The sequence below is a fragment of the Microbulbifer sp. JSM ZJ756 genome (genome assembly GCF_044383805.1).
Lineage (GTDB): Bacteria > Pseudomonadota > Gammaproteobacteria > Pseudomonadales > Cellvibrionaceae > Microbulbifer > Microbulbifer zhoushanensis.
In genome coordinates this window covers 250557-271780 of sequence record NZ_JBISER010000007.1, presented here as the reverse complement: position 1 = coordinate 271780, position 21224 = coordinate 250557, and the positions used below count along the sequence as shown (strand labels likewise).

General features: G+C 59.9%; 15 protein-coding genes. 8 read left to right on the top strand and 7 right to left on the bottom strand.

What is annotated here, in order from left to right; all coding sequences use genetic code 11:
* The first annotated feature begins 150 nt into the window (after positions 1-150).
* Positions 151-2988: a pitrilysin family protein gene (locus ACH6CX_RS13195; protein ID WP_233006659.1), complete on the top strand. Its 2838-nt coding sequence runs from the start codon at positions 151-153 to the stop codon at positions 2986-2988.
* A gap of 448 nt (positions 2989-3436) precedes the next feature.
* Complete coding sequence (locus tag ACH6CX_RS13190) at positions 3437-5011, top strand: S8 family serine peptidase (protein WP_396675532.1); 1575 nt, start codon at positions 3437-3439, stop codon at positions 5009-5011.
* 91 nt (positions 5012-5102) lie between these two features.
* On the opposite strand, the gene ACH6CX_RS13185 is transcribed toward ACH6CX_RS13190, so the two are convergent.
* Together ACH6CX_RS13185 and ACH6CX_RS13180 are read right to left on the bottom strand one after the other, a co-directional pair.
* Positions 5103-5510 (bottom strand): hypothetical protein, encoded by a 408-nt coding sequence (locus tag ACH6CX_RS13185; protein WP_396675531.1) that lies wholly within the window; start codon positions 5508-5510, stop codon positions 5103-5105.
* A gap of 30 nt (positions 5511-5540) precedes the next feature.
* Positions 5541-6437 carry an SPFH domain-containing protein gene (locus ACH6CX_RS13180; RefSeq protein ID WP_233006662.1) on the bottom strand — a complete coding sequence of 299 codons (897 nt, stop codon included), beginning with the start codon at positions 6435-6437 and terminating at the stop codon, positions 5541-5543.
* Between the two features lie 162 nt (positions 6438-6599).
* Here ACH6CX_RS13180 and ACH6CX_RS13175 point away from each other — a divergent pair, with 162 nt between their 5' ends.
* From ACH6CX_RS13175 to ACH6CX_RS13160, 4 genes are all read left to right on the top strand, one after another.
* Complete coding sequence (locus ACH6CX_RS13175) at positions 6600-6830, top strand: DUF350 domain-containing protein (RefSeq protein ID WP_233006663.1); 231 nt, start codon at positions 6600-6602, stop codon at positions 6828-6830.
* Between the two features lie 2 nt (positions 6831-6832).
* Positions 6833-7645: a transglutaminase-like domain-containing protein gene (locus ACH6CX_RS13170; protein WP_233006664.1), complete on the top strand. Its 813-nt coding sequence runs from the start codon at positions 6833-6835 to the stop codon at positions 7643-7645.
* 117 nt (positions 7646-7762) lie between these two features.
* Positions 7763-8593: a sulfite exporter TauE/SafE family protein gene (locus ACH6CX_RS13165; protein ID WP_233006665.1), complete on the top strand. Its 831-nt coding sequence runs from the start codon at positions 7763-7765 to the stop codon at positions 8591-8593.
* Between the two features lie 27 nt (positions 8594-8620).
* Positions 8621-9769, top strand: a complete 1149-nt coding sequence (locus ACH6CX_RS13160) for a pyridoxal phosphate-dependent aminotransferase (protein ID WP_396675530.1) — start codon at positions 8621-8623, stop codon at positions 9767-9769.
* Between the two features lie 183 nt (positions 9770-9952).
* On the opposite strand, the gene ACH6CX_RS13155 is transcribed toward ACH6CX_RS13160, so the two are convergent.
* A complete protein-coding gene (locus ACH6CX_RS13155) occupies positions 9953-12541 on the bottom strand; it encodes a TonB-dependent receptor plug domain-containing protein (RefSeq protein WP_396675529.1) in 2589 nt (862 codons plus the stop codon).
* Positions 12542-13384: 843 nt separating this feature from the next.
* On the opposite strand from ACH6CX_RS13155, the gene ACH6CX_RS13150 reads away from it, so the two are divergent.
* The gene (locus tag ACH6CX_RS13150; protein WP_396675528.1) at positions 13385-14314 is read left to right on the top strand and encodes an SGNH/GDSL hydrolase family protein; all 930 of its coding nucleotides are present in this window, start codon (positions 13385-13387) and stop codon (positions 14312-14314) included.
* Between the two features lie 46 nt (positions 14315-14360).
* Here ACH6CX_RS13150 and ACH6CX_RS13145 read toward each other — a convergent pair whose 3' ends face one another.
* The gene (locus ACH6CX_RS13145; protein ID WP_396675527.1) at positions 14361-16010 is read right to left on the bottom strand and encodes a thioredoxin domain-containing protein; all 1650 of its coding nucleotides are present in this window, start codon (positions 16008-16010) and stop codon (positions 14361-14363) included.
* 318 nt (positions 16011-16328) lie between these two features.
* Here ACH6CX_RS13145 and ACH6CX_RS13140 point away from each other — a divergent pair, with 318 nt between their 5' ends.
* The gene (locus ACH6CX_RS13140) at positions 16329-17120 is read left to right on the top strand and encodes a DUF2884 family protein (protein ID WP_232939832.1); all 792 of its coding nucleotides are present in this window, start codon (positions 16329-16331) and stop codon (positions 17118-17120) included.
* Between the two features lie 157 nt (positions 17121-17277).
* On the opposite strand, the gene ACH6CX_RS13135 is transcribed toward ACH6CX_RS13140, so the two are convergent.
* The 3 genes from ACH6CX_RS13135 to ACH6CX_RS13125 all read right to left on the bottom strand — a co-directional run bounded on the left by ACH6CX_RS13135 (position 17278) and on the right by ACH6CX_RS13125 (position 20899).
* On the bottom strand, positions 17278-19671 hold the full coding sequence (locus ACH6CX_RS13135) for a zinc-dependent metalloprotease (protein WP_237061904.1): 2394 nt from the start codon (positions 19669-19671) through the stop codon (positions 17278-17280).
* Positions 19672-19842: 171 nt separating this feature from the next.
* Positions 19843-20334 (bottom strand): NYN domain-containing protein, encoded by a 492-nt coding sequence (locus tag ACH6CX_RS13130; protein ID WP_237061906.1) that lies wholly within the window; start codon positions 20332-20334, stop codon positions 19843-19845.
* 100 nt (positions 20335-20434) lie between these two features.
* Positions 20435-20899, bottom strand: a complete 465-nt coding sequence (locus tag ACH6CX_RS13125) for a tRNA-uridine aminocarboxypropyltransferase (protein ID WP_232939837.1) — start codon at positions 20897-20899, stop codon at positions 20435-20437.
* Positions 20900-21224: the final 325 nt, after the last annotated feature.

The following is a 21224-nucleotide window of genomic DNA, read 5'->3' as shown; positions in this document are numbered from 1 at the left end:
GGGAGGCAAGTCCCTGGCGCCCCTTCAAGCTGCACGAAAGTGCCACTCCAGGCCCGATTTATTCACCCGCCTGGCTGGACAGCGTTTGTCGGTAATCGGCCGCAGCGGCTCGCGCTCCCGGAACCAATAGCTAATAAAAAAGGAACCGATATGAAGATTGTACGGCCCCTCTGGGTGCCGGCGGTGCTGACACTGGCACTGGCAGCCTGCGGCGATCCCGGGCAGCCCCAGTCGCAAGTAGCCAAAAGCACTTCCGCCCCGTCTGACACTCCCGTTACCACCCCTTCGATCTCCACCGAATCCCTGCGCATCTCCCACGAAAAATTTACCCTGCCCAATGGCCTGCGGGTAATCGTGCATGAGGATCGCAAGGCACCGATCGTGTCAGTGGGAGTCTGGTATCACGTCGGTTCCAAGGATGAAAAGCCCGGTCGCACCGGTTTTGCCCACCTGTTCGAGCACCTGATGTTCAACGGCTCGGAAAACTACAACGACGAATTCTTCAAGCCGTTCGAGAAAGCCGGTGCCACGGGTATGAACGGCACCACCTGGCTCGACCGCACCAATTATTTTGAAACAGTGCCGTCCAACGCATTGGACATGGCCCTGTGGATGGAATCCGACCGCATGGGCCACCTGCTGGGCGTGATCACCCAGGAAAAACTGGACGAACAGCGCGGCGTAGTACAGAACGAGAAACGCCAGGGACAGAACCAGCCCTACGGCAAGGTCTGGGAATATATGCAGAAGGCGATTTTCCCCGAGGGCCACCCCTACTCCTGGACCACCATCGGCTCCATGGAAGACCTGAATGCCGCTTCACTGGAAGACGTGCATGAATGGTTCAAGCAGTACTATGGCGCTGCCAATACCGTGCTGGTACTGGCTGGTGATATTGATGTGGAAACCGCGAAGAAAAAAGCCAGCAAGTACTTCGGCCATATCCCGGCCGGGCCGCCGCTGGCCAAGAAAGATGCCTGGATTGCCAAGCGCGACCAGTCCAAGCGCGAGACCATGTACGACCGTGTGGCGCAGTCGCGTCTCTACAAAGTCTGGAACGCACCCTACATGGGGCACGAAGACACCAACGCACTGTCGCTGGCCGCGGCTGTGCTGGGCGATGGCAAGAACTCCCGCCTGTACAAGCGCCTGGTCTATACCGACCAGATCGCCACCAGTGTCGATATCAATTTTTATGAGTTTGAGCTGGCATCCGTTTTTCAGGTGGTCGCAGATGCCAAGCCCGGTGTCGACCTGGAAAAAGTCGAGGCAGCCATCGAGGAAGAGCTGAATACCTTCCTCGCAGAGGGACCCACTGCCGAGGAGCTGGCCCGGGTGAATATGTCGGAGTACGCCGGTGCTGCGCGGGACCTTGAGCAGGTGGGCGGCTGGTCCGGCAAGGGCGTAATTCTGGCGCGCGGCGAGCTCTACCTGGATGATCCCAATGCGTTGCTCAAGGCCATTGACGAGAAACAACAGTTGACCCCGGCGGCCGTGAAATCTGCTGCGCAGGAGTGGCTCAGCAGCGGCGACTACAACCTGGAGGTGCACCCCTTCCCGGATTACAAAGTGGCGGAGCAGGACGTGGATCGCTCCAGGCTGCCGGACACCGGCGAGTTCCCCTCGGTACCCTTCCCCGAATTGCAGACCACTGAACTCTCCAACGGCCTGAAAGTGGTGCTGGCCGAGCGTCACACCACGCCCGTGGTGAATATGCACCTGATGTTCGACGCCGGCTACGCCGCCGACCAGGGCAAGAAGGCCGGCACGGCCGGTTACACCATGTCGATGCTGAAAGAGGGCACTACTGAACTCAGCGCCCTGGAGCTGAGCGCACGACAGGAAATCCTGGGGGCGCGGATCTACGCCAATACCAGTATCGACAGTTCCAACGTGGGTCTCGATGCCCTGACCAATACCCTGGATGAATCGGTTTCCCTGTTTGCTGATGTGGTAATGCGTCCCGCCTTCGACGAGGAAGAGGTCGAACGCAAGCGCGGTCGCTGGCTGGCGATGATCAAGCAGGAAAAGACCCAGCCGGTACAGATGGCACTGCGCACCCTGCCGCCATTGCTGTACGGGGACGGACACGCATACAGCGTCCCGCTCACCGGTAGCGGTACCGAGGAGTCCATCGAGTCACTGACCCGTGAGGACCTGGTCCAGCACCACCAGACCTGGATCCGTCCCGATAACGCCACCATGGTCGTGGTCGGCGATATCACCATGGAGGCACTGACGGAAAAGCTGGAAAGCAACTTTGCCGACTGGCGCGCCCCGGAATCCCCCCTGCCGCAGAAGAACCTGGCGCAGGTGGACCATCCCGAGCAGTCCCGCGTCTACCTGATCGACAAGCCCGGTTCCGAGCAGTCGATGATTATCGGCGGCTTGCTGGCACCCTCCGAGAGCATTCCCGAGCGGGAGGCGCTGCATATGATGAACGACATCCTCGGCGGCACCTTCACGGCGCGGATCAATATGAACCTGCGCGAGGAAAAACACTGGGCCTACGGGGCTTACTCCTTCTTCTCCGGCGCCAAGGGCCAGCAGCCGATGATGGTCTATGCCCCGGTACAGACCGACAAGACCAGCGAGTCACTGGCGGAACTGCGCAAGGAGTTGCGGGCCTATGTCAGTGACGAGCCCGCGCAGGCTGACGAGCTGCAGAAGCTGAAGGACAAGCGGATCAACGAACTGCCCGGACGCTTTGAGACCATCAATGCGGTCACCATGCAGGTGGCCAAGATGCTGAAATACGGCCGGCCACTGGATTATATGGACGGCTATGCGGAGCAGATTCGCAATATCGAGCTGGACATCATCAATACGCTGGCCCGCCAGACCATCAAACCGGACCAGTTTATCTGGGTGGTGGTAGGCGACCAGGAAAAAATTCGCCCGGGCATCGAGGCCCTGGGAATTGGTCCCATCGCCGAACTGGATGTGGATGGCAAGCCCGTCGCCGCAGCGGCAGCCGGCGGGCAGTAAGCCGCACCGGATTGACGCTCTTTAACGAAAGCCCCTCCCCGAGGGGCTTTTTTTATCGCGCCCATTGCTGGAACGGTATGTACCAGTCACTACCGTACAAATGCGACAAGCTGTGCATTTGTACCATCTGCGACTAACAAATCATATTTGATTTACTGCCCAATAGACGCGTACGTCTGTACTAACTAAATTCGAGGGCTGACACCTCCTAGACGGTTCAGGGCCCCTATCCCGTATGAATTCGACGGCAAACAAGGCGCCAATTATCAGTTTTGGTAGTCGCTTCACATAAGCGAAACAATTCCATTGCCGCACAACTCCGAGCTGCTACTTTTCCAAGTCTCTGCTCACGCGTGCCAGTCATCCTGAGCAACGCAGTACAGTGGTCCCGGCACCGGACAGAGTGATTACACGATAAGAAAACAGCAGCCCATCTGGAGCTCGATTCATGAAGAAGATCCTACCCACACTGCTCGCCAGTGCCGTCGCCACAAGCGTCGCCGCACAGGCGGGTGCCGCCGAAGACCGCTATATCATCAAGTTCAAGGCAGGCAAGAGCGCTGAAGCGAAGGCGCAACTGAACAAGGCCGGCGGCCGTACCGCCCTGGCGCTGGACAAGCGCAACGCGGTAGCCGCGATGCTGTCCGACAAGGCCCTGCAGGCCATGCAGAACAACCCCAATGTTGAATACGTCGAAAAAGATGCCAAGCGCTGGCTGATGGCCCAGGAAGTGCCGTTTGGCATTCCCATGGTGCAGGCCGATATGGTCGCCGATGACATGGCTGGTAACAGCACCGTCTGTATCATCGACTCTGGCTACGACATCTCCCATGAAGACCTGTCCGGTAATATGGTCACCGGCACGAATGACTCCGGCACCGGAAACTGGTACGAAGACCAGAACAGCCACGGCACCCACGTTGCCGGCACCATTGCCGCCATCAATAACAGCACCGGCGTCGTGGGCGTAATGCCGAACGGCAACGTCAAGCTGCATATCGTCAAGGTATTCAACGCGGATGGCTGGGGCTACTCCTCCTCGCTGGTCGCGGCAGCTGACACCTGTGCCGATAACGGTGCGAATGTGATCAACATGAGCCTGGGTGGCACGCTGAAGTCCCGCACCGAGGACCAGGCATTTGCCGACCTGTACGCCAACCGTGGCGTCCTCTCCATCGCCGCAGCCGGCAACGATGGCAACACCCGCCACTCCTACCCGGCTTCTTACGACTCGGTCATGTCCATTGCCGCCATCGACAGCGACAAGGTGATCGCCGACTTCTCCCAGCAGACTGACCAGGTGGAACTGGCCGGCCCGGGCGTCGACGTGCTTTCCTCTGTACCCGTGGGCAGCGCAGTTGTCAGCTCTGTCACTGTCGGCGGCAACGCAGTTGACTCTGCCGGTATGGAAGGCAGCCCGCTGGATAGCGCTGCAGGCTCACTGGTCGATTGCGGCCTGGGTGAATCCGCCTGTACTGATGCCGCCGGTGAGATCTGCCTGATTTCACGCGGTAACATCAGCTTTGCCGACAAAGTCCTCAACTGTGAGGCCGGTGGAGGCGTAGGTGCCATCATCTATAACAACGAGCCCGGCATGCTGTACGGCACCATGGGCGAGGTGGTAACCAGCATTCCTTCTGTCGGCATCTCCGACACCGATGGCGCTGCGTTGATGGGCCAGCTGGGCACTGCGGCTACAGTCACTGTAGAGCCGGGTGATTACGCCTACTTCAATGGTACCTCCATGGCCACCCCGCACGTAGCTGGTGTCGCCGGCCTGGTCTGGAGCCATTACCCCAACTGTGCACCGGGTGAAATCCGCGCGGCGATGAATGCCACTGCGGAAGACCTGGGCGATGCGGGTCGCGACAACGCCTACGGTTACGGCCTGGTGCAGGCCAAGGCCGCGTTCGACTACCTGGCGGCGAATGCCTGTACCGGCACCAACCCCGGTGACGGCGGCTCCGGTGGCGGTGGCGGCGGCAAAGGTGGCGGCAAGGGCGGTGGCCCGAAGAATCGCTAGGCCGTAGCTTTACTCACAGGTGAAAAGGGGGCCCATGGCCCCCTTTTTTAGTGCTGTCCCGCTGCATATGCAGCGGGCCTGTCGGAGACTGTCAATCTTCCTCCAGCACCGCCTCGCGCTGTTCCTCTCGCAACTGCTGCAGCCGGGCGCTGGTCTCTTCGGCGGAATCCTTTTCCGGTGCCACGCTTTCCACGTCCCCGGCACCCGCCTCCAGCTGCGCACGGATGGCTTCCTGCTCGGCGGAATAGTCCGGATCCAGGGAGAGCTTGGGTGCATTGCTGCTGAAGCCCGCCAGTACCCAGATACCGAAACCCAGCGATAGCGCCCGGATAATAAAGGACCGGTCGTAGAGCAGGCGCTGCCAGTTACCGGGCCCGGCAATACGTATCCGCGCAATGATCGCCAGCAGGAGAATCACAATGGCCAGCACGACCGCCCAGGTCGCAAGCCCACCAAGCGCGGATACCAGCCAGTTGGAAATCTGTGAGTTGTACTGCATACCAACTACTCCCCTTTTATAAATACTGTTTCAGCGATCGCGCCGGGCAGTCTGGCGCACCTGGTCATTGAAGACTGCCTGCTGCAGGCCAATGGTGCCCAGGGCTTCAACCGGCAGGAATACCTTGTTCTCGGACTCCGCCATTTTGTCCAGCACTTCCAGGGTCCGGTAGGCCAGGTACTTGTCTGTGACCGACTTGGCCAGCAAGTCATTCACCTCTTTCTGGCCGATGGCCTTTTCCCGGGCGATGGCCCGGTTCATTTTCTCCCGCTCCAGGTCGCGCTCCATCTGGATTTTCTGGATTTCAAACTGGGCTTTTTCCTGTTCTATCAATTCACGCCGCTCGGCCGCGCGCTCCTTGGCCTCAGTGATCACCTTGGGGAACTGCACGTCCGCCAGGCCCAGGCGCTTGACCTGGATGGGTGTGCCCTTGAGGGCATCACTGACCTCGGAGAATAATTCCTGGCTCAGCGCCTCCCGGCTGGAGGCGATTTCATTGATCGAGTACTTGGCGACCACACGACGCACCACATCACGGATTACCGGCTGGGCATAAGTGTTGTAGACGTTATTGACGGCGATATTGTCCTGTACCGGTGGGATACGATCGAAAATATTGTCAATATTTTCCCGGCTGATGGCCCCGGTCATGCGAATATCGAAGCTCATGTTGAGCTGGTCCTTGGGCATGAACAGCTTGAAGCGCTCTTTATGGCCAAAATCGGCAATCGCCAGGGTAACCAGCTTGTCGCAGTAGAAGAAACACGGATCCAGGCGAAACTTGGATGGTGGTACTGTTTCGGGCTTGTAACCATTCTTGGTCAGGATCTTGCCCACATGTGCCGGTGGCACCTCCACCCGGTCCCCACAGGCTGTCAGCAACAGTGCCCCGAGCAGGCCAAGAGCGATCATAATCGGCCGCATCATCTTTCCCCCAATTCCCTGAAAATCAACGATTATAAATGCCGGCAAATATCCGGCTGGTTTAACCGGTATATACCGGCTTTATTTCAAGCGCCCCAGGATGAAGCGCGGTGGATTATATGATTTAATTCACGCTCGAAACAATTACGGGATGTTACACCCAAGATGGAACTGGAATTTCTGACTGCCACCCTTTTTAACCTCGGCATTAACCTGCTCTACACACTGCTGGCGCTGTTCATTGGCATCATTGCCTTGCTCGCCATCGACAAGAAACTGCTCAAGCACGTGGATATCGAGGGCGAACTCAAGAATGGCAATATAGCCGTGGCCATCTTTGCCTCCACCATCCTTATTTTTGTCGCCCTGATTATTTCTTTTGGCCTCAAGGGCTAGTCATGCGCAGCTGGCTTCCGATCCTACTGATCGCAACCGCAATGGTGCTGCCGGAACTGCTTGTGCGAGCTGAACGGGATGTGCGCGAGCCGCCGGTAGACCCGGAGCTACACTACCAGCTCTCGCTGGAAGAGGGTGGGGACCAGCGGGACTCTCAGCGCGGCCAGGTCCGCGTCACTGGCAGTAGCCAGCCCATTACCGAAGCACTGATCCAGAAAATGGTGGCCAGGCGCACAGAGGCCGAAAGCGCTTATGTTTCCATCTGGAACTGGCAGGGCTTCTCCAACGTGACAGCCTCCGCGCGGGGACTGGACAGCAAGCATCATTTCGCCAACAGCTACCTGGTGGGCTTCCAGCCGTTCGAAACCGACAAGCTGTGGGTGCCACTCTACAGTCTCGCCACCCGCAAGCAGTACCAGTATGACCACCTGCAGTATGCCGGACTGTCCGATATCTGGCAGACCTCGCGCCAGGCCTATTACCAGCCCCGCGGTGACTGCGAGGACCACGCCATACTGCTTGCTGACTGGCTGATCAACCTGGGCGTGGACGCCCGGGTCGCCATGGGCACCCACAAGGGACAGGGGCATGCCTGGGTGGTGGCCATCGTTGAGGGTCGCGAGTACCTGCTTGAGGCCACCAGCAAGCGCCGCCATGCCAGTTGGAAGGCCATGCCCCTGGCCGCACTGGCCGAGGGTTATGAAGTCGAATTCCAGTTCAACCGCGATTTTTTCTGGGCCAAGAAGAGCCCGGCCCCAACCCGCCGTTATCGTGGTGATCACTGGGTGAGGAAATCCCGCTTCATACGCGGCTGAATAAAGGGCCCGTCGCGCCTACCCGCCTCCCTCCAACGCCAGCAGGCCCTCCAACTGCCCCTTGGCACACTTCATGCTTCGCATCCCCTGCTGGAATAAAAATGAACAGGGAATTCGATGAGCATCGAGGAAGTGTCGCTTTTTATCCTGTTGCTTTGCCTGGCCGGACTGATAGCCGGGATCACGGCAGGCCTCTTCGGCAATGGCGGCGGCTTTGTGGTAGTGCCGGCTCTGCTGGCGGTGTTTCCCTTCCTTCCCAACAGCTCGCATGAAATCATGCGGGTGGCAGTCGGAACCTCGCTGGCATCGATCGTGATCTCCTCAGCCCGCGCAGTCCAGGCACACCGGCGCCGGGGCGCAGTGGACTTCCAGGTGCTGCGGGACTGGTCACTCTGGATATTGCTGGGTGTGGCGGGCGGGCTGGTCATTGCCTCCTATACGGACAGCACCAGCCTGGTCTTTGTCTTTGCCGGCGGCGTGCTGGTCTATTCCATTTATTTCCTGTTCCCGAACCTTTTCGACCGCCTGAACGGCAAGTTGAGCATGCCCACCGGTATCGCCCGCGCCTCACTGGCGAGCTTCCTTGGCGGCTTTTCCTCCCTACTGGGTATCGGCGGGGGCACCATTACGGTGATGACCATGGTGCTGTGCGACAGGCCGGTGCACCAGGCCGTGGCAACGGCTTCCGGGATCGGCTTCCTGATCGGCCTGCCAGGCGCGATCGGCTTTATGTTGATGGGCCTGGGTGAAACGGGCCTGCCGTTTGGCTCGGTGGGCTATATCAATATTCCCGCCCTGCTGGCCATATCCCTGTTCTCCGTTATTTCCGCGCCAATCGGCGCGCGTATGGCCCACAGCATGAATGAGCTACACCTGAAGCGCCTGTTCGGCGTGTACCTGGTTATTGTCTCCATTTCCATGTTCGCCAAGACCACGGGCGCCCTCTGAGGCGGCCACAACCATGAGGATATAATAATGACGCACAATATCAGCAGGCGATTATTCCTGGGCGGTGCCGCTGCAGCAATTTCCGCGGCGGCCACCGCCGGCATCCCCCGGGCCGAGGCGGCGGAGAAACCACGCCCGCAACCGCTCTACGGGCCGGCCAAGGGGATTGCCAAGCTCAATGCCAATGAAAATCCCTATGGCCCCAGCCCGAAAGCGATGAAGGCCATGATGGCGGCGGCACAGAAGGGCGCCTATTACGTCAACGACAGTGTCATGCACCTGAAGTCCATGATCGCGGAACGCCACGGGCTGACTCCCGACTACGTCACCCTGGGCTCCGGTTCCAGTGCCGGCCTGGTGGCGGCAGCCATCGTGGCCGGGCAAAAGGGTAATATCCTGGGCCCCGACCTGTTCTGGGATACCACCGCGCGGGTCGTGGAAATCCAGGAGCTCGGAAAGATCAGGCGCCTGCCCAAACTCGAGTCCTTGCAGATCGACCTGGACGCCATGTACGCCGCCATCGATGACAGCATTTCCATGGTGCAGGTGACCAACCCGAATAACCCCACAGGGATGCTGCTCGACCCGGGCAAAATGCGTGATTTCTGCATCAGGGCCTCGAAGAAGTGTACCGTTCTCGCCGACGAGGCCTACAACGAGCTTACCGATAACCCGGACGGCAACAGCATGATTCCGCTGATTAAGGCGGGCCACGATGTGATCGTCGCCCGCACCTTCTCCAAGATCTACGGTCTCGCGGGCATGCGCGTGGGCTACCTGATCGCCCCACCCGGCCGCATCGAGGAAATGCAGCGCTACGGTATCGGCTGGTATGGGCTGAACCAGGCCGGGCTGGCAGCGGCGATTGCCAGCTACGAGGACCAGGAATTTATGGATTTTTCCCGGGACAAAATCCGACAGGCCCGCGAGATGGTCAGTGAAGCAGTAGCTGAGCAAGGCCTCAGCACATTGCCCTCGGTCACCAATTTTATGTTCGTAAACCTTGGTGACCTCAATGCCGAGACCTTCCGCCAGGAAATGGAGAAGGAAAAAGTACTGATTCGCGGTATCTACCGTGACTACACCAACTGGTCGCGAGTCAGCATGGGCTACCTGGAGGATGTGGAGCAATATACCGCGGCCCTCCCCCGGGTACTGGATCGCATGAGCTCGTAACGAGTCATTACGCGCTTTACAGCGCGCGGTTTCGCTCCATCGACGCCAGCCATGAGGCTGGCTTTTTCATGCCCCGGACACTAGCCAAGCCAGCCATAAACCCGGGGCAAAAAAGTCCCCGCAATGGCGGGGACAAGCAGACGCTCACAATTGAAGAGAATATGGGCGCGTTAAATACGCCGGTCAGAAGGTGTAATTCATGCGCAGGTAATAGAAGGCGCCCTGCCAGTCGACCACTGTGCCCGAGGAGTAAAGCCGGCCGCAGCAGTAATCCCCGATCTCGTCTTTCTCCGGATACTCGTCGAGAATGTTCCTGCCACCCATCGCCAGGCTGATGGCCTCGCTGAAGTGATACTTACCTTCGAGGTCCAGCATAACCAGCGGCGAGAACTCCTGCACTTCACCGGCATTGTAGTTCTCGTAGGAACCATACCAGTTGGCCCGGGCCATCAGGCCGAAATCGCCCATATCGTGCACGGCAGTGAGAACCCCGCGCAGCTCCGGATTCAGGTTTTCGAAATCAAACTGGTCTTCTTCGTTCAGGTAGGCACCGGGATCCGAGGTAAATTCCGTCTGGTTATAGTTGGCGGAAGCGATCAGTGTGGTCATGCTCCCATTCGACCACTCCAGCGGATAGGTGGCTACCAGGTCCACGCCCTGGGTGCGGGTATCGAAAGCATTGGTGAAATAGAACACACCGCCAATGGACTCTGCTCCCACCACATTGGCATTGACCAGGGCGAGATAGTTGTCATAAGCATCACCCGCACCACTGTCGGCAGAGACATCCAGGGTGGAGATGGCATAGGTCCGGTCATCGACGTCGATGCGGTACATGTCCAGGGTCAGGCTCAGGCGATCGAATTCCGCTGTCATGCCCAGGGTAAAGTTATTTGAGGTCTCCGGTTTCAGCGGCTCCGCACCCAAGGCCGCAGCAACCGGGCTCGCGGCGGGAAAGAGTCCGGTTGCCACCGGGAAGCCGTTCGGCAAACGGGTCGAGACATTGGTGGTGCCCTGCTGTCCCGGTGTCGGCGCACGGAATCCGGTGCCCACTGAAGACCGCAGGCCGATGTTTTCCGTCAGGTCATATTGCGCTGCCAGCTTGCCCACCAGCTCTGAGTCGAAATCGGCGTAGTCCTCATAACGGACCGCGGCCTGCAGGAACAGGCGTTCGGTGACGTCGCTGCTGATGTCGGCAAAAACCGCATAGGAATCGCGGCTGTAGCTGCCCGAGTACTCGGGGGAATAACCGGGAAAGCCATTGGACCCCACGCCCACCACGGTATACACAGGGTCATCCGGATTGGCACAGTCCAGGCTGGACCCGGAGACGATTGTATCACTGCCTGCAGCGGTAGGAGTGCCGTCACTGTTACAGAATCCCCAGGGGTCGGGAGTGGCATAGGGTCCGGCGGCAAAGGAGTCCGGGTCGCCCCCCGCGATATCGTAGGTTTCGTCCATAAAGCTGAAACCGGCAGCGGCCAGTAGCGGGCTGCCCAGCCCGACCTCGAACTCACGGGAAAAATCGGCCTGCAGCTGGATTTCCTCATTACTGAGGATACCCGGCCGGAATGCCGTGGGGGTATCCGGCCCCAGTGACGGGTTGATGGTATTTTCCAGCAGGTAGTCGATTTCGTTGTACCCATAGCGGGCACTGAAGTCATAGCTTACGCCATTTGCCCACAGGCCCCGCAGGCCGGCCACACCGGAATAGTCGGTGACCTCACCGGTAAAGCGGGGCGTAAAGCCGCCAGGGAAAATTTCCAGGGGATTATAAATAGACCCATCGGCTTCACGGAGGTCCTCGATGGTGCCGTTGTAGGGATAACGGTAGAAGAAGCTGCCATCGGCTTCACTGGCCGAGTAGTTGCCGAAGGCATACAGCTCCCGGCCAGCCCCCAGGTCATAGCCGGCATTGACAAATACCCGCGAGGCCCCCGAATTGGGCTGCCCCCAGGGCTGCACCACATCACCCTCAAGGGAGGCATTGTCGACCGCGGCCATAAACTCATCGTTCTCGGTGAATTCGGCATAACCGGCGCTGCTGTCATAGACCGGGTTGTTCTTGTCCAGGCAGAACCAGCTTTCACAGTATTGCTCGGAGCGGGAAGTGAATTCTGACTCTGAAACCTCGGTGGAGATACTGACGAAGCCATCGCTTCCCAGTGGCATGCCGATATTGCCCGTCGCGGTGGTCTGGAAGCCGTCGCCCTCAGTATATTCACCCGCCTGAACGCCGAACGAGCCTCCCTCAGCGTTATCTTTCAGGATAAAGTTCACCACGCCGGCAATCGCATCGGACCCATACTGTGCAGCAGCGCCATCACGCAGCACCTCCACAGTCTTGATCGCCGCACTGGGAATGGTGGCCACATCCGGAGCCTGCGTACCCGAGCCACCGATGGAGACCAGCGCCGCCCGGTGGCGACGCTTGGAGTTCACCAGCACCAGGGTCTTGTCGGTGGGCATACCGCGCAACTGGGCCGGACGGATAAAGGTGGCGCCGTCACTGATCGGTTGCCGTGAGACATTGTAAGACGGGACAAGGGTTTTCAGGATGTCGTTTGTGTCGGTGTAGGAAACCGCCTCAATCATCTCGGTATTGAATACATCGACCGGCACTGGTGAATCCGACACGGTGCGTGGCTGCCCGCGGGTTCCGGTTACCGCCACCTCTTCGATTTCCTCTGCAATTCCGATGGATGGCGATACACCCATGCCACAACCGAGTACCGCAATGGTATAGCTGAGCAATTTCCTGTTGGTATTCATTCCCTGCCCCTTTTTTCTGGCTGCTCCTGATTGTTATCCGGAAAGGGGCAATACTTGCCGGGGAGTGCGACGAGCCAGACCAGGCCTGCAAACTCTCCGCATTATCAGAAAGCACCGTAACGGTGCCAACGTGCACTGAATTATTTACCACCCCTTCCCGCTTCCCGGAATCAAAAAACTGATAACCGTCAAAGGCTATTCAGCAATATGTATGCCATCGCCCAGTTTCCGGGACTGGCAGAGAGCGGCTGGGAAGGGATCGGGATTCAGTTATTCCAGGCCAATGAAGGAATAAAAATATTTCAAAATCAAATACTTTTGCGTAAGTCAGGACAAAGAGAAAAGGTTCTATAAATTCCTCCGGAAAATTATCAGGAGGTTATTGATAAGCGCTTTATCTCTGGTTCGACCTGCCGGGCATGGAACAAGTTAGTGCAACTATTTTATTGAAGAGCGGCCTTCAGGGGCGTTCTGGCAACCTCCCTTGCACCAGGTTCTGCCATGCTGTGACGGTCACCGGGTATGCCACGCAGGCAAACCATGCCAGATGTAGCACCAATCGGCCTGTTAGCTTTACCTCTTCCGCCCAGCCAAAACTTCACGCCCCAAAACCGTACAAATGTGCAAGTTAATTTTCGGGTGCCGCCCGCCCCAACCAGCTTCACCAATGCTGTGGGAGCATACGTCATAACTGCGAAGAAGCTCCCAAAGCGCACATGCGACTGCCGGGTCGGCATTCTGCAGGCGGCAAATCCCCACAACCCACCTACTATCAGGCTGCTCACCGAAAAATCACGAATAAACCCTAACGAATAAAAATCTCAGCGTGACTGGAGAATAACCATGCACAGAGTCAATCTACTCACATTACTGGCATTGAGTACATTATTGAGTACCGGGCAGGCCACGGCCGCGCCGTCCAAGGCCGTGGCGGCGGGAGACAGTATCACCATGGGTTTTGCCGCTGACTGCACCGGCAACACCTGGTTTACCGGTGGTTTTTTCTGCCTGCTGGGCGGTGACCAGCCCGAGCACAGCTGGTTTGATGGCTACGACTCGGATGTGTTCAGCGTGCACGACCGCTACCTGCAGCTGGACCCGAATATTGCTGCCAACAAGGCGGCGGCAGAGTCCGGTGCGGAAATGCGCGGTGGCGGTGACAGCTTCAGCATCCAGGCAGACCGGATCCTGTCGCAGACACTGGTGGCTGACCATGTCGAAGTGGTACTGGGCGGCAACGATATCTGCAACCGTGACTGTGTCGACCCGGCCAATTGCGGTGACCCGCTCTATACAGAGGGGGAGTGGCGCTCGGCGGTCCAGGCGGGGCTGGATAAACTGGTCAACGGCTTGCCTGCCGGATCCACGGTGCTGCTGGGCTCGGTGCCGAGGGTTCAGGATCTCTATGATGCCGGCGTGGCCAAGCAGACCGGTAACTGGCGGGTTAACTGCCAGAGCGCCTGGTCCACTTTCGGCATCTGCCGGATCGCCACCAATGACGGCACCCTCAATGGGGAGAGCTTTGCCACCCGCCTGGCCGGTGTCACTGCGGCACAGCGACTCTATAACGAGGTGCTGCAGCAGGAGGCCGCCGCCTACAATGGCGTCAACGGTGTAGAGGTTGTCGCCGAGTACAATGGTGAGGGCCAGCAGAATGTGGGCACCTTCCAGTTCGGCAAAGACGATATCGATGGCGGTGACTGCTTCCACCCCAGCCGGCAGGGCCAGAACAAGATCGCCGGCCTGATGTGGAACGGCAACCCAGATAAGTAAGGAGTTCCGGTGAGCGGGCCCCGCGGCAGCGCGGGGCCATTACCGCTCATTCGTCAGCCTTGTTTTCCTGCCCCTCGCCCGACTCGCCATCGCCCGAGTCGCCCTCCTCGAAGTAACCCTTTTCTTCAACAACATACTGGATACGCTGCGGCCGCCCATTGCGCATAAAAGTGACATCCACCACCTGCCCACTGGTAAGCGCGTCCCACAGCTGGTTCTGGTCGCTATGAACCCAGGTATCATTGACCCGCACCACCACGTCCCCCTCCTCCAGCCCCAGGGCGGCAAAGAATTCACTATCCTCGATCCCCTCCAGTTTCAGGAGGTTATGCCCATCCACCTGGTGCTCTGCCTCGACAAAGCGTTTTTCCAGTTCATCACGATTGCGCAACTGTTCCGCAAGCCATTTCCGGCCGAGCGGCAGGACGCCCGAGGGGGCCACCAGTTTGCGCGTCTCTCCTTCCGGCTGCTCTATCCGGCGCATGGTTTCCTTGTCCCGGGGCTCCGGCGAGGTCAGCGGCACATGTACCCCTTCCCCCTCCTGGCCACGGAGGGACAGGCGCTCCAGGGTTCCATCATTGTCCAGCAATACATGGTCTGCGCGGATGCTCTCCAGCCTGACCCCCTGCATCAGGCTGCTGCCATTGCTGAAGCTGGTCGCCGCCGCATCCTGCACAGCGATAAGGGCGGTGGAGTTGTCCCGCTCACTGGACACACTGGTGCCAGTCAATACCAGTGGCAGGTCAGTCTCCCCCGGCCCTCCGCCATTTATTGCAAACCGGCTGGCCTGCGGGTGTGGAATGGAGGAATCGTGGCCCAGGCGCTGGAGCTCGGCGTCGACCCAGTGCGCGTATTCCTCGTAGGGGCGCGGGCCACGAATATACAGCCCGTTGATAAACACCACCGGCACTGTCTCCAGCCCCAGCTCACCGGCCACAGCCAGGTCCCGCTGCAGCGCCGGTGCGCTGTCGTGCACCGCCATACATTGGGTGAAAGCCCCGGGCTGCAGGCCCTGGACCCGGGCCAGCCGCAGGTAGGTTTCATCCCCCAGTTTCTGTGCCTGGGAATAGAGACCATCCGCGTAGGGCCAGCCCCGCTCCTGCTGCCGGGCACAGTGCACGGCGGCGGTCGCCCGTGGTCCCTCGCGGTGATAACGCAGCGGCAGGTCAAAATGCACCAGGCGCAGCCAGCCGGCGTAACTTTCCAGCAGCTGGCGCACTGTGGCCTGCAGCGCGGCGCAATGCGGTGACTGGTAAGAGCAGAAGATACTGAGCGTAACCGGTGCATCGGGGTTACCGCGCAACGGGCGGCCGCCCACCGGCAGCTCCTCGCGCGGGGGAGCCGGAGGCTCCAGCAGCCACTCGGCACTGGCGCCGCCACCATCCCCGGCCTCCCGCTCCAGCAGCTGGCGCAATGCGCCGGCGCGCAGGCGATATTCGGCCAGGGCCAGGTCGTGTTGGGGTAACTGGATGCTACGGTCGAGTTCGGCCAGGGTTATTTCCCGCTCACCGATACGGGCCACCACCAGGGGCTCTCCGCCCTGTGCACTCGTCCTGCCCGGGGCCGATTCCCCATCGGTGCAGGCGGACAACAGCAGGGCCGCCAGCACCGCAGCAGTGGCGCGAATGCACGAGCCAGGGCAAGGGAAAGAGAAAGGAACATAAATAAGGGGAACATGAATCAGGAATCCGGTCACCGCTTCCTCCCATTTATCGCTTTTATTGTCATCGGGGCATTCATTCTAGCGTGGCTGCGACGGATGCCGCCGGTAGCGGGTTGGAATGGCGTTACGGCAGGTACGGATATGCGCCAGAATTTCCTTCGATGCCGTGAATGAATCGACGTGACACGGGTTACCCGTGTCTGCCCCAACAGAAAATACCAAATGTCACTTTTGTCAGGCGCCTTTACTCAAACACCGCGACAGCGGAAATTTTCGTAGCTACCTGCATCCAGCCGGCGCCTGCACCGCGTCCTAGGGACAGAACCAGAGAAATCGGAGAACAGCATTCCCATGTGGAAACCACTTATCCTCACCAGTGCCCTGGCACTGGCCGGCCAGGCGGCCGCCAGTGACATCAATCTTGAAATAAATGACCAGGATAGCTGCAACGCAGACCTGCACTATCACGTACAGGTGGGCCCGGACTTTTTCCAGACTTTTGCCAAGCCTGAAGACGATGAAGCCCTGGTGATCTTCCAGTCGCCGGACAAGCTGCTGGTGGAGGGTAACCCGGTGGATATCTCTGCAGAGCAGGGTGAGCAGCTACAGCGTTACCACGGCGAGCTGTACGGGGCCAGCCGGGAATTGACGATGATCTCCCTGGATGCGGTGGATATCGCCCTGACCGGCGTTTCCGTAGCCCTGGCCGCGCTCGCCGGACAGGATCACCCCAACTTCAACGGGCTGCAGCAGACTTCCGCCGAGATACGCGAGCGGGCCCAGCAGCGCTTTGATGTCGAAGGCAATGTATTCGTATTTGGCGACCAGGGTGTCGGGGATTTTATCGAGGAGACCATCGGTGAGGACCTGGAACCGCGTATCGAAGAGCTCGCCATGGATTCCGCCGGCAGTATCGCCTGGCACGCGCTGAAAGCCGTGTTTACCGGCGGCCGCAGTATCGAACGCAACGCAGAAAAGCTGGCCGAGGAAGTGGAGCGCGATGTCGAGGCCCGGGCAGAAGTGCTCGAGGCCAGGGCAGAGAAGTTCTGCGCCCAGCTGGAAACCCTGGACCAGCAGGAAGAGGCGCTGCACGCATCCATTCCCGCCCTTTCAGGCTACGACCTGGTCACCCTGGAAGAGTGAACTGATTGACCCCCCGCTTAGGGCCGCGCAAGCGGCCTTTTTTATTGGTGCCCGCCAGCCTTTACCCGCACCCGACTCCCTGCCTGCAAACCCCGCCGGTCCTGACACCGCCCCGGGCCGGCCAAACCCACAGTCCGGCCGGCGAAGCGGCTATCGGTCAGATCGGCGAGCCCGGCGGCATGGCCTGCAGCTCATCCGCCTTCGGCTCCAGCTTGCCGCTGGTAAAGGCCCCGATTCTCTGGGCCTGGTAGTAGTAGTGGGCGTTATAGCCCTCGGCATCATCACCGAACAGCTTCATGCGCCCGATGCTGTGCTGGATCCGCGCCAGCTCCATGCTCGCCCTGGCCCGCACAGATTCCGCGGCCCCGGCATTGCCCGCCAGCAGCATCAGGTGGTGGAAATAGGCATGGTTGACCCGCTGGTGAATCGCTGCCGCCAGCCCGTCGTAGGCGCCGTTGTCCAGAGCTTTTTCGGTCAGGCTTTCCAGCACCGTGGCGAATCCCGGGTGTCCCGCACGGCGGGCCGACTGCTCTTCCAGGCGTGCGGCACGCTCGGGATTCAGCAGGATTGAAAGGGTGTGGCCGGCCGCCGCCTCGGCCATGGATACCGCATCAAAAGCGACGCCGGTGCGGGCCGGAAAGCTCTCCGCGGTGCGGCTGTAGCCATAGGACTTCGGTGGCAGCAACTGTAGCACCCGCTCGGACAGGGCCAGGAATTCCGGCTCCAGGGTGGAGACCAGTGCATCCACTGCCTGGCGCTGCTCCTCTGCCGGCACCAGGTTGTAGGACACCTGTTCGGCATCGTTGTAGAGGTAATCATAATCCAGCCCGCCGATCAGCTTGCCCACCGCCTCGGCCTGGAAGCGATAGCCGTAGTAGACCGGTACCAGCGTCTCCTCCAGTGCCGAACGCGGTGCATCCGCCGGGTTGGCCGCGCTGGAGAAGTTATCCAGGGCATGGCGGCGCAGCTCGGCCATACGGGCGAACTCCGCCAGTGGCTCGGCGCCGTTATCCCAGAGGTGGGAGTCCGCATGGGCGTCATTGATGTCGCGGGAGTCCGGGTCGGAGATAAAGCGCAGGCCCTGCCCTGTGGCGTCCTCGATCACGGCTGCCAGGTACGCCTGCTCATCCACCGCCTCGCCATAGCCGTAGCGCACCGCCAGCTTGTCCCACTCACCGATACCGGTGTCATAGGCCTGCGCCAGCTGCATCTCCTCGCCCCGCAGGGTTACCAGCGGGGCCGGGTAGTCCATTACCGAGGCACGCTCACTGGCACTGGCGATAAAGTTATGGGCCAGGCCCAGCGTATGGCCCACCTCGTGGGCGCTCAGCTGGCGAATACGTGCCAGGGCCAGCTCTTTCAGCGCAGAGGTATCTGCATCCCCGTCGCCATAGGGCTGCAGCAGGCCCTGGGCGATCAGGTAGTCCTGCCGCACACGCAGGGAGCCCAGGGTCACGTTGCCCTTGAGGATTTCCCCGGTGCGCGGGTCGGCAATGGCATAGCCGTAGGACCAGCCACGAGTGGAGCGGTGCACCCAGTTGATCACGTTGTAGCGGATATCCAGCGGGTCGGCCCCTTCCGGTAACAGTTTCACCTGGAAGGCATTCTTGTACCCGGCCGCCTCGAATGCCTGGTTCCACCAGCTGGCGCCGTCAATCAGGGCACTGCGCACCGGCTCCGGCACCCCCGGGTCGACGTAATAGACGATCGGCTCCACCGGCTCGTCACTGCCCGGTTTCTTTTCCAGGCGATGGCGATAGATAAAGCGCTGGTCCAGCGGCTGGTCGATCGCGGTGGCATAGTCGCGGAAGATAAACGGGAAGTAACCACTTCGGCTGTGGAATGCACGCGGGCGGTAGCCGTCATCCGGCAGCTCCACCAGGGAGATATGCTGGCGCAGGGAAACCAGGGTCGGCGTCGGCACCACCTCGTTCAGGTACTTGCCGGGATTGCCACCGGCAAATGTCAGCTGCGCCTCGAATTCGCTGTTGCGGGGAAAGTTCTTCGTACGCGGCAGGTAAACCGCGGATTTGGAGGCGTCGACGCTATAAGTGCCCTGCTCGGTCGATTTGAGCCGGCTGGCAATCCCATGCTGGTCACTGAGCAGGAAGGGGGTGAAATCAATCAACAGGGTATCGCCATCCCGCGCCACCGCCTCGAAGCCCCACAGCACCGAGGAGGCAAAAGCCTCCCGCACCGCCTGGCGCTCGGCGGCGTTATCGGAGTGGGCCCGGTACTGCATATTGCGCTGGTGCAGCAGGACCTTGTTGCCCACCCGCTCGAAGCGCACCAGCTGGTTCTCGCCACCCTGGTTGCGGTCCAGTCCCACCGGGTTGGAGCCCAGGCCCTGGGCCAGGCCGGTCAGCAGCAGGAATTCCCGGTCGAACTCATCCACCTCCAGCAGGATGCGGCCGGTGGTGTCGTCCCAGTAGAAATCGTAGTAGCCGGGCTGGCGCTCCATGCCGGCGGCGTATTCAGAGATACTGGCGGCCTGCGCGGTGACCGCGGCCAGTGCCAGTATCACGGCGATCAGTCCCATGCGTAGCTTCATGTCACTCCCCAATTGGTCGTTATTCTGGTGCGCGGAAGGACTATAATCAGTGCCACAGGTCCGCACCTGGCAAGTTCGGTAAATGCTGGGACCTAGGTTATCAGGCCCGGAGAAGATCGCGAACCTGTCTGGCGCTTCCGTGACCGCCGGGGCGCAGCTGGTGATCAGGAGTCACTGGGCAGTACTCTTCAGCAACAGCTCCCCCTCGATCGGCACGAAGCGAGAGGCCGCGTGCCTCAGGGAGCCGGCTGTCAGCGAGGGCACCCCGTATACCTCGACCGGGATACCAAACTTCGATCGGATTCGGTCGGCCAACAGGTCGAAGTCACCGTCCCCGGAGACCAGTACGAGTACATCGGATCCCGCCGCACAGTCCAGCGCATCGATAGTAATTCCCACATCCCAGTCACCCTTGGCAGAGCCGTCGGCACGCTGGATAAAAGGCTTCAGCTTCACTTCGAAGCCAATCCCGCGCAGGATATTCTGGAACTGGCGCTGCTTCTCGTCGCCTCTATCGATGGCATAGGCAATTGCGCTCACCACTTCCCGTCCGGCGGTCGCCTGGCGCCAGAAGGCGTTGTAGTCGAAATTACGCCCATACGCATGGCGGGTGGTGTAGTAGATATTCTGGACATCCACCAGCAGGGAAACCCGATCGGCCATTAAGGACTCCTGTTATGCTTGATGACCGGTTTCAGCCGGGCAGCCAGCAATACTTTTGAAACAGAAAATTTAATATCCTGGCAATTCCAGCCCGGGCCCTTTATCGCTGGTTGAATCGCCCGAACTCCTCTCGCAAATTCTCTGCCACCGCACCAAATCCTTTCGCCTGCAGAAGCTCAATCACGCACTCGGCCGTGCACAACCCGCCCTCCCGCTGGTTGCGGCGCAGGCAGTAAGCGGACTCAATCCCCGGATCCAGGCTCACCCGTTCCGCCCCCTTGAAATAGGGGCTGCGGTTATACATCTTACGGGCCTCCTGCCAGGTGGCGTCCAGCAGGATGAATGTTTCGAAGGCGGAAACCGGTTTCAGGGACAGCCCGGATTCAGTCCCAGGATAAACAAGTGCGGCATCGCCAGCCTGGATCAGCTCGACTATTTCAGGATCAGGGTGGCGGCGCTGCCAGATGACCCGCCGGACCAGATCGCCACATGTGGCTGTGGCGATTGAGCCAGTGTTTGTCGGGCGGTGTATCTCGCGTTCGTGGGTAAGCAGGTAAATCTTCAAGAGGCAACGGCCGGTAACTGGAATGCAAAAATGCTACGGAAACTAACTCTGGACCTAGCGTACCATCCCACTGCCAGTTTCAGCCAGACACCGCCAGCCTCGGGCGAACCGCTTTCAGGTGCGTGACACGGCGCTGGCACTGCTGCTTGGAAGCGATCATCAGCCAGCGCCAGCCCCCGGTCGGTCGTCAATGCTATTTTTTCGGCAACAGATGGGGCTATACGCGCCGCAAAGAGCGCACAGCATCATACCCGGCGCTGCTTCGGGTATCGCCTCAGTTTCAGGTATTCAGGATGCAGCATGACCAGGCATGCACCTAGACTCC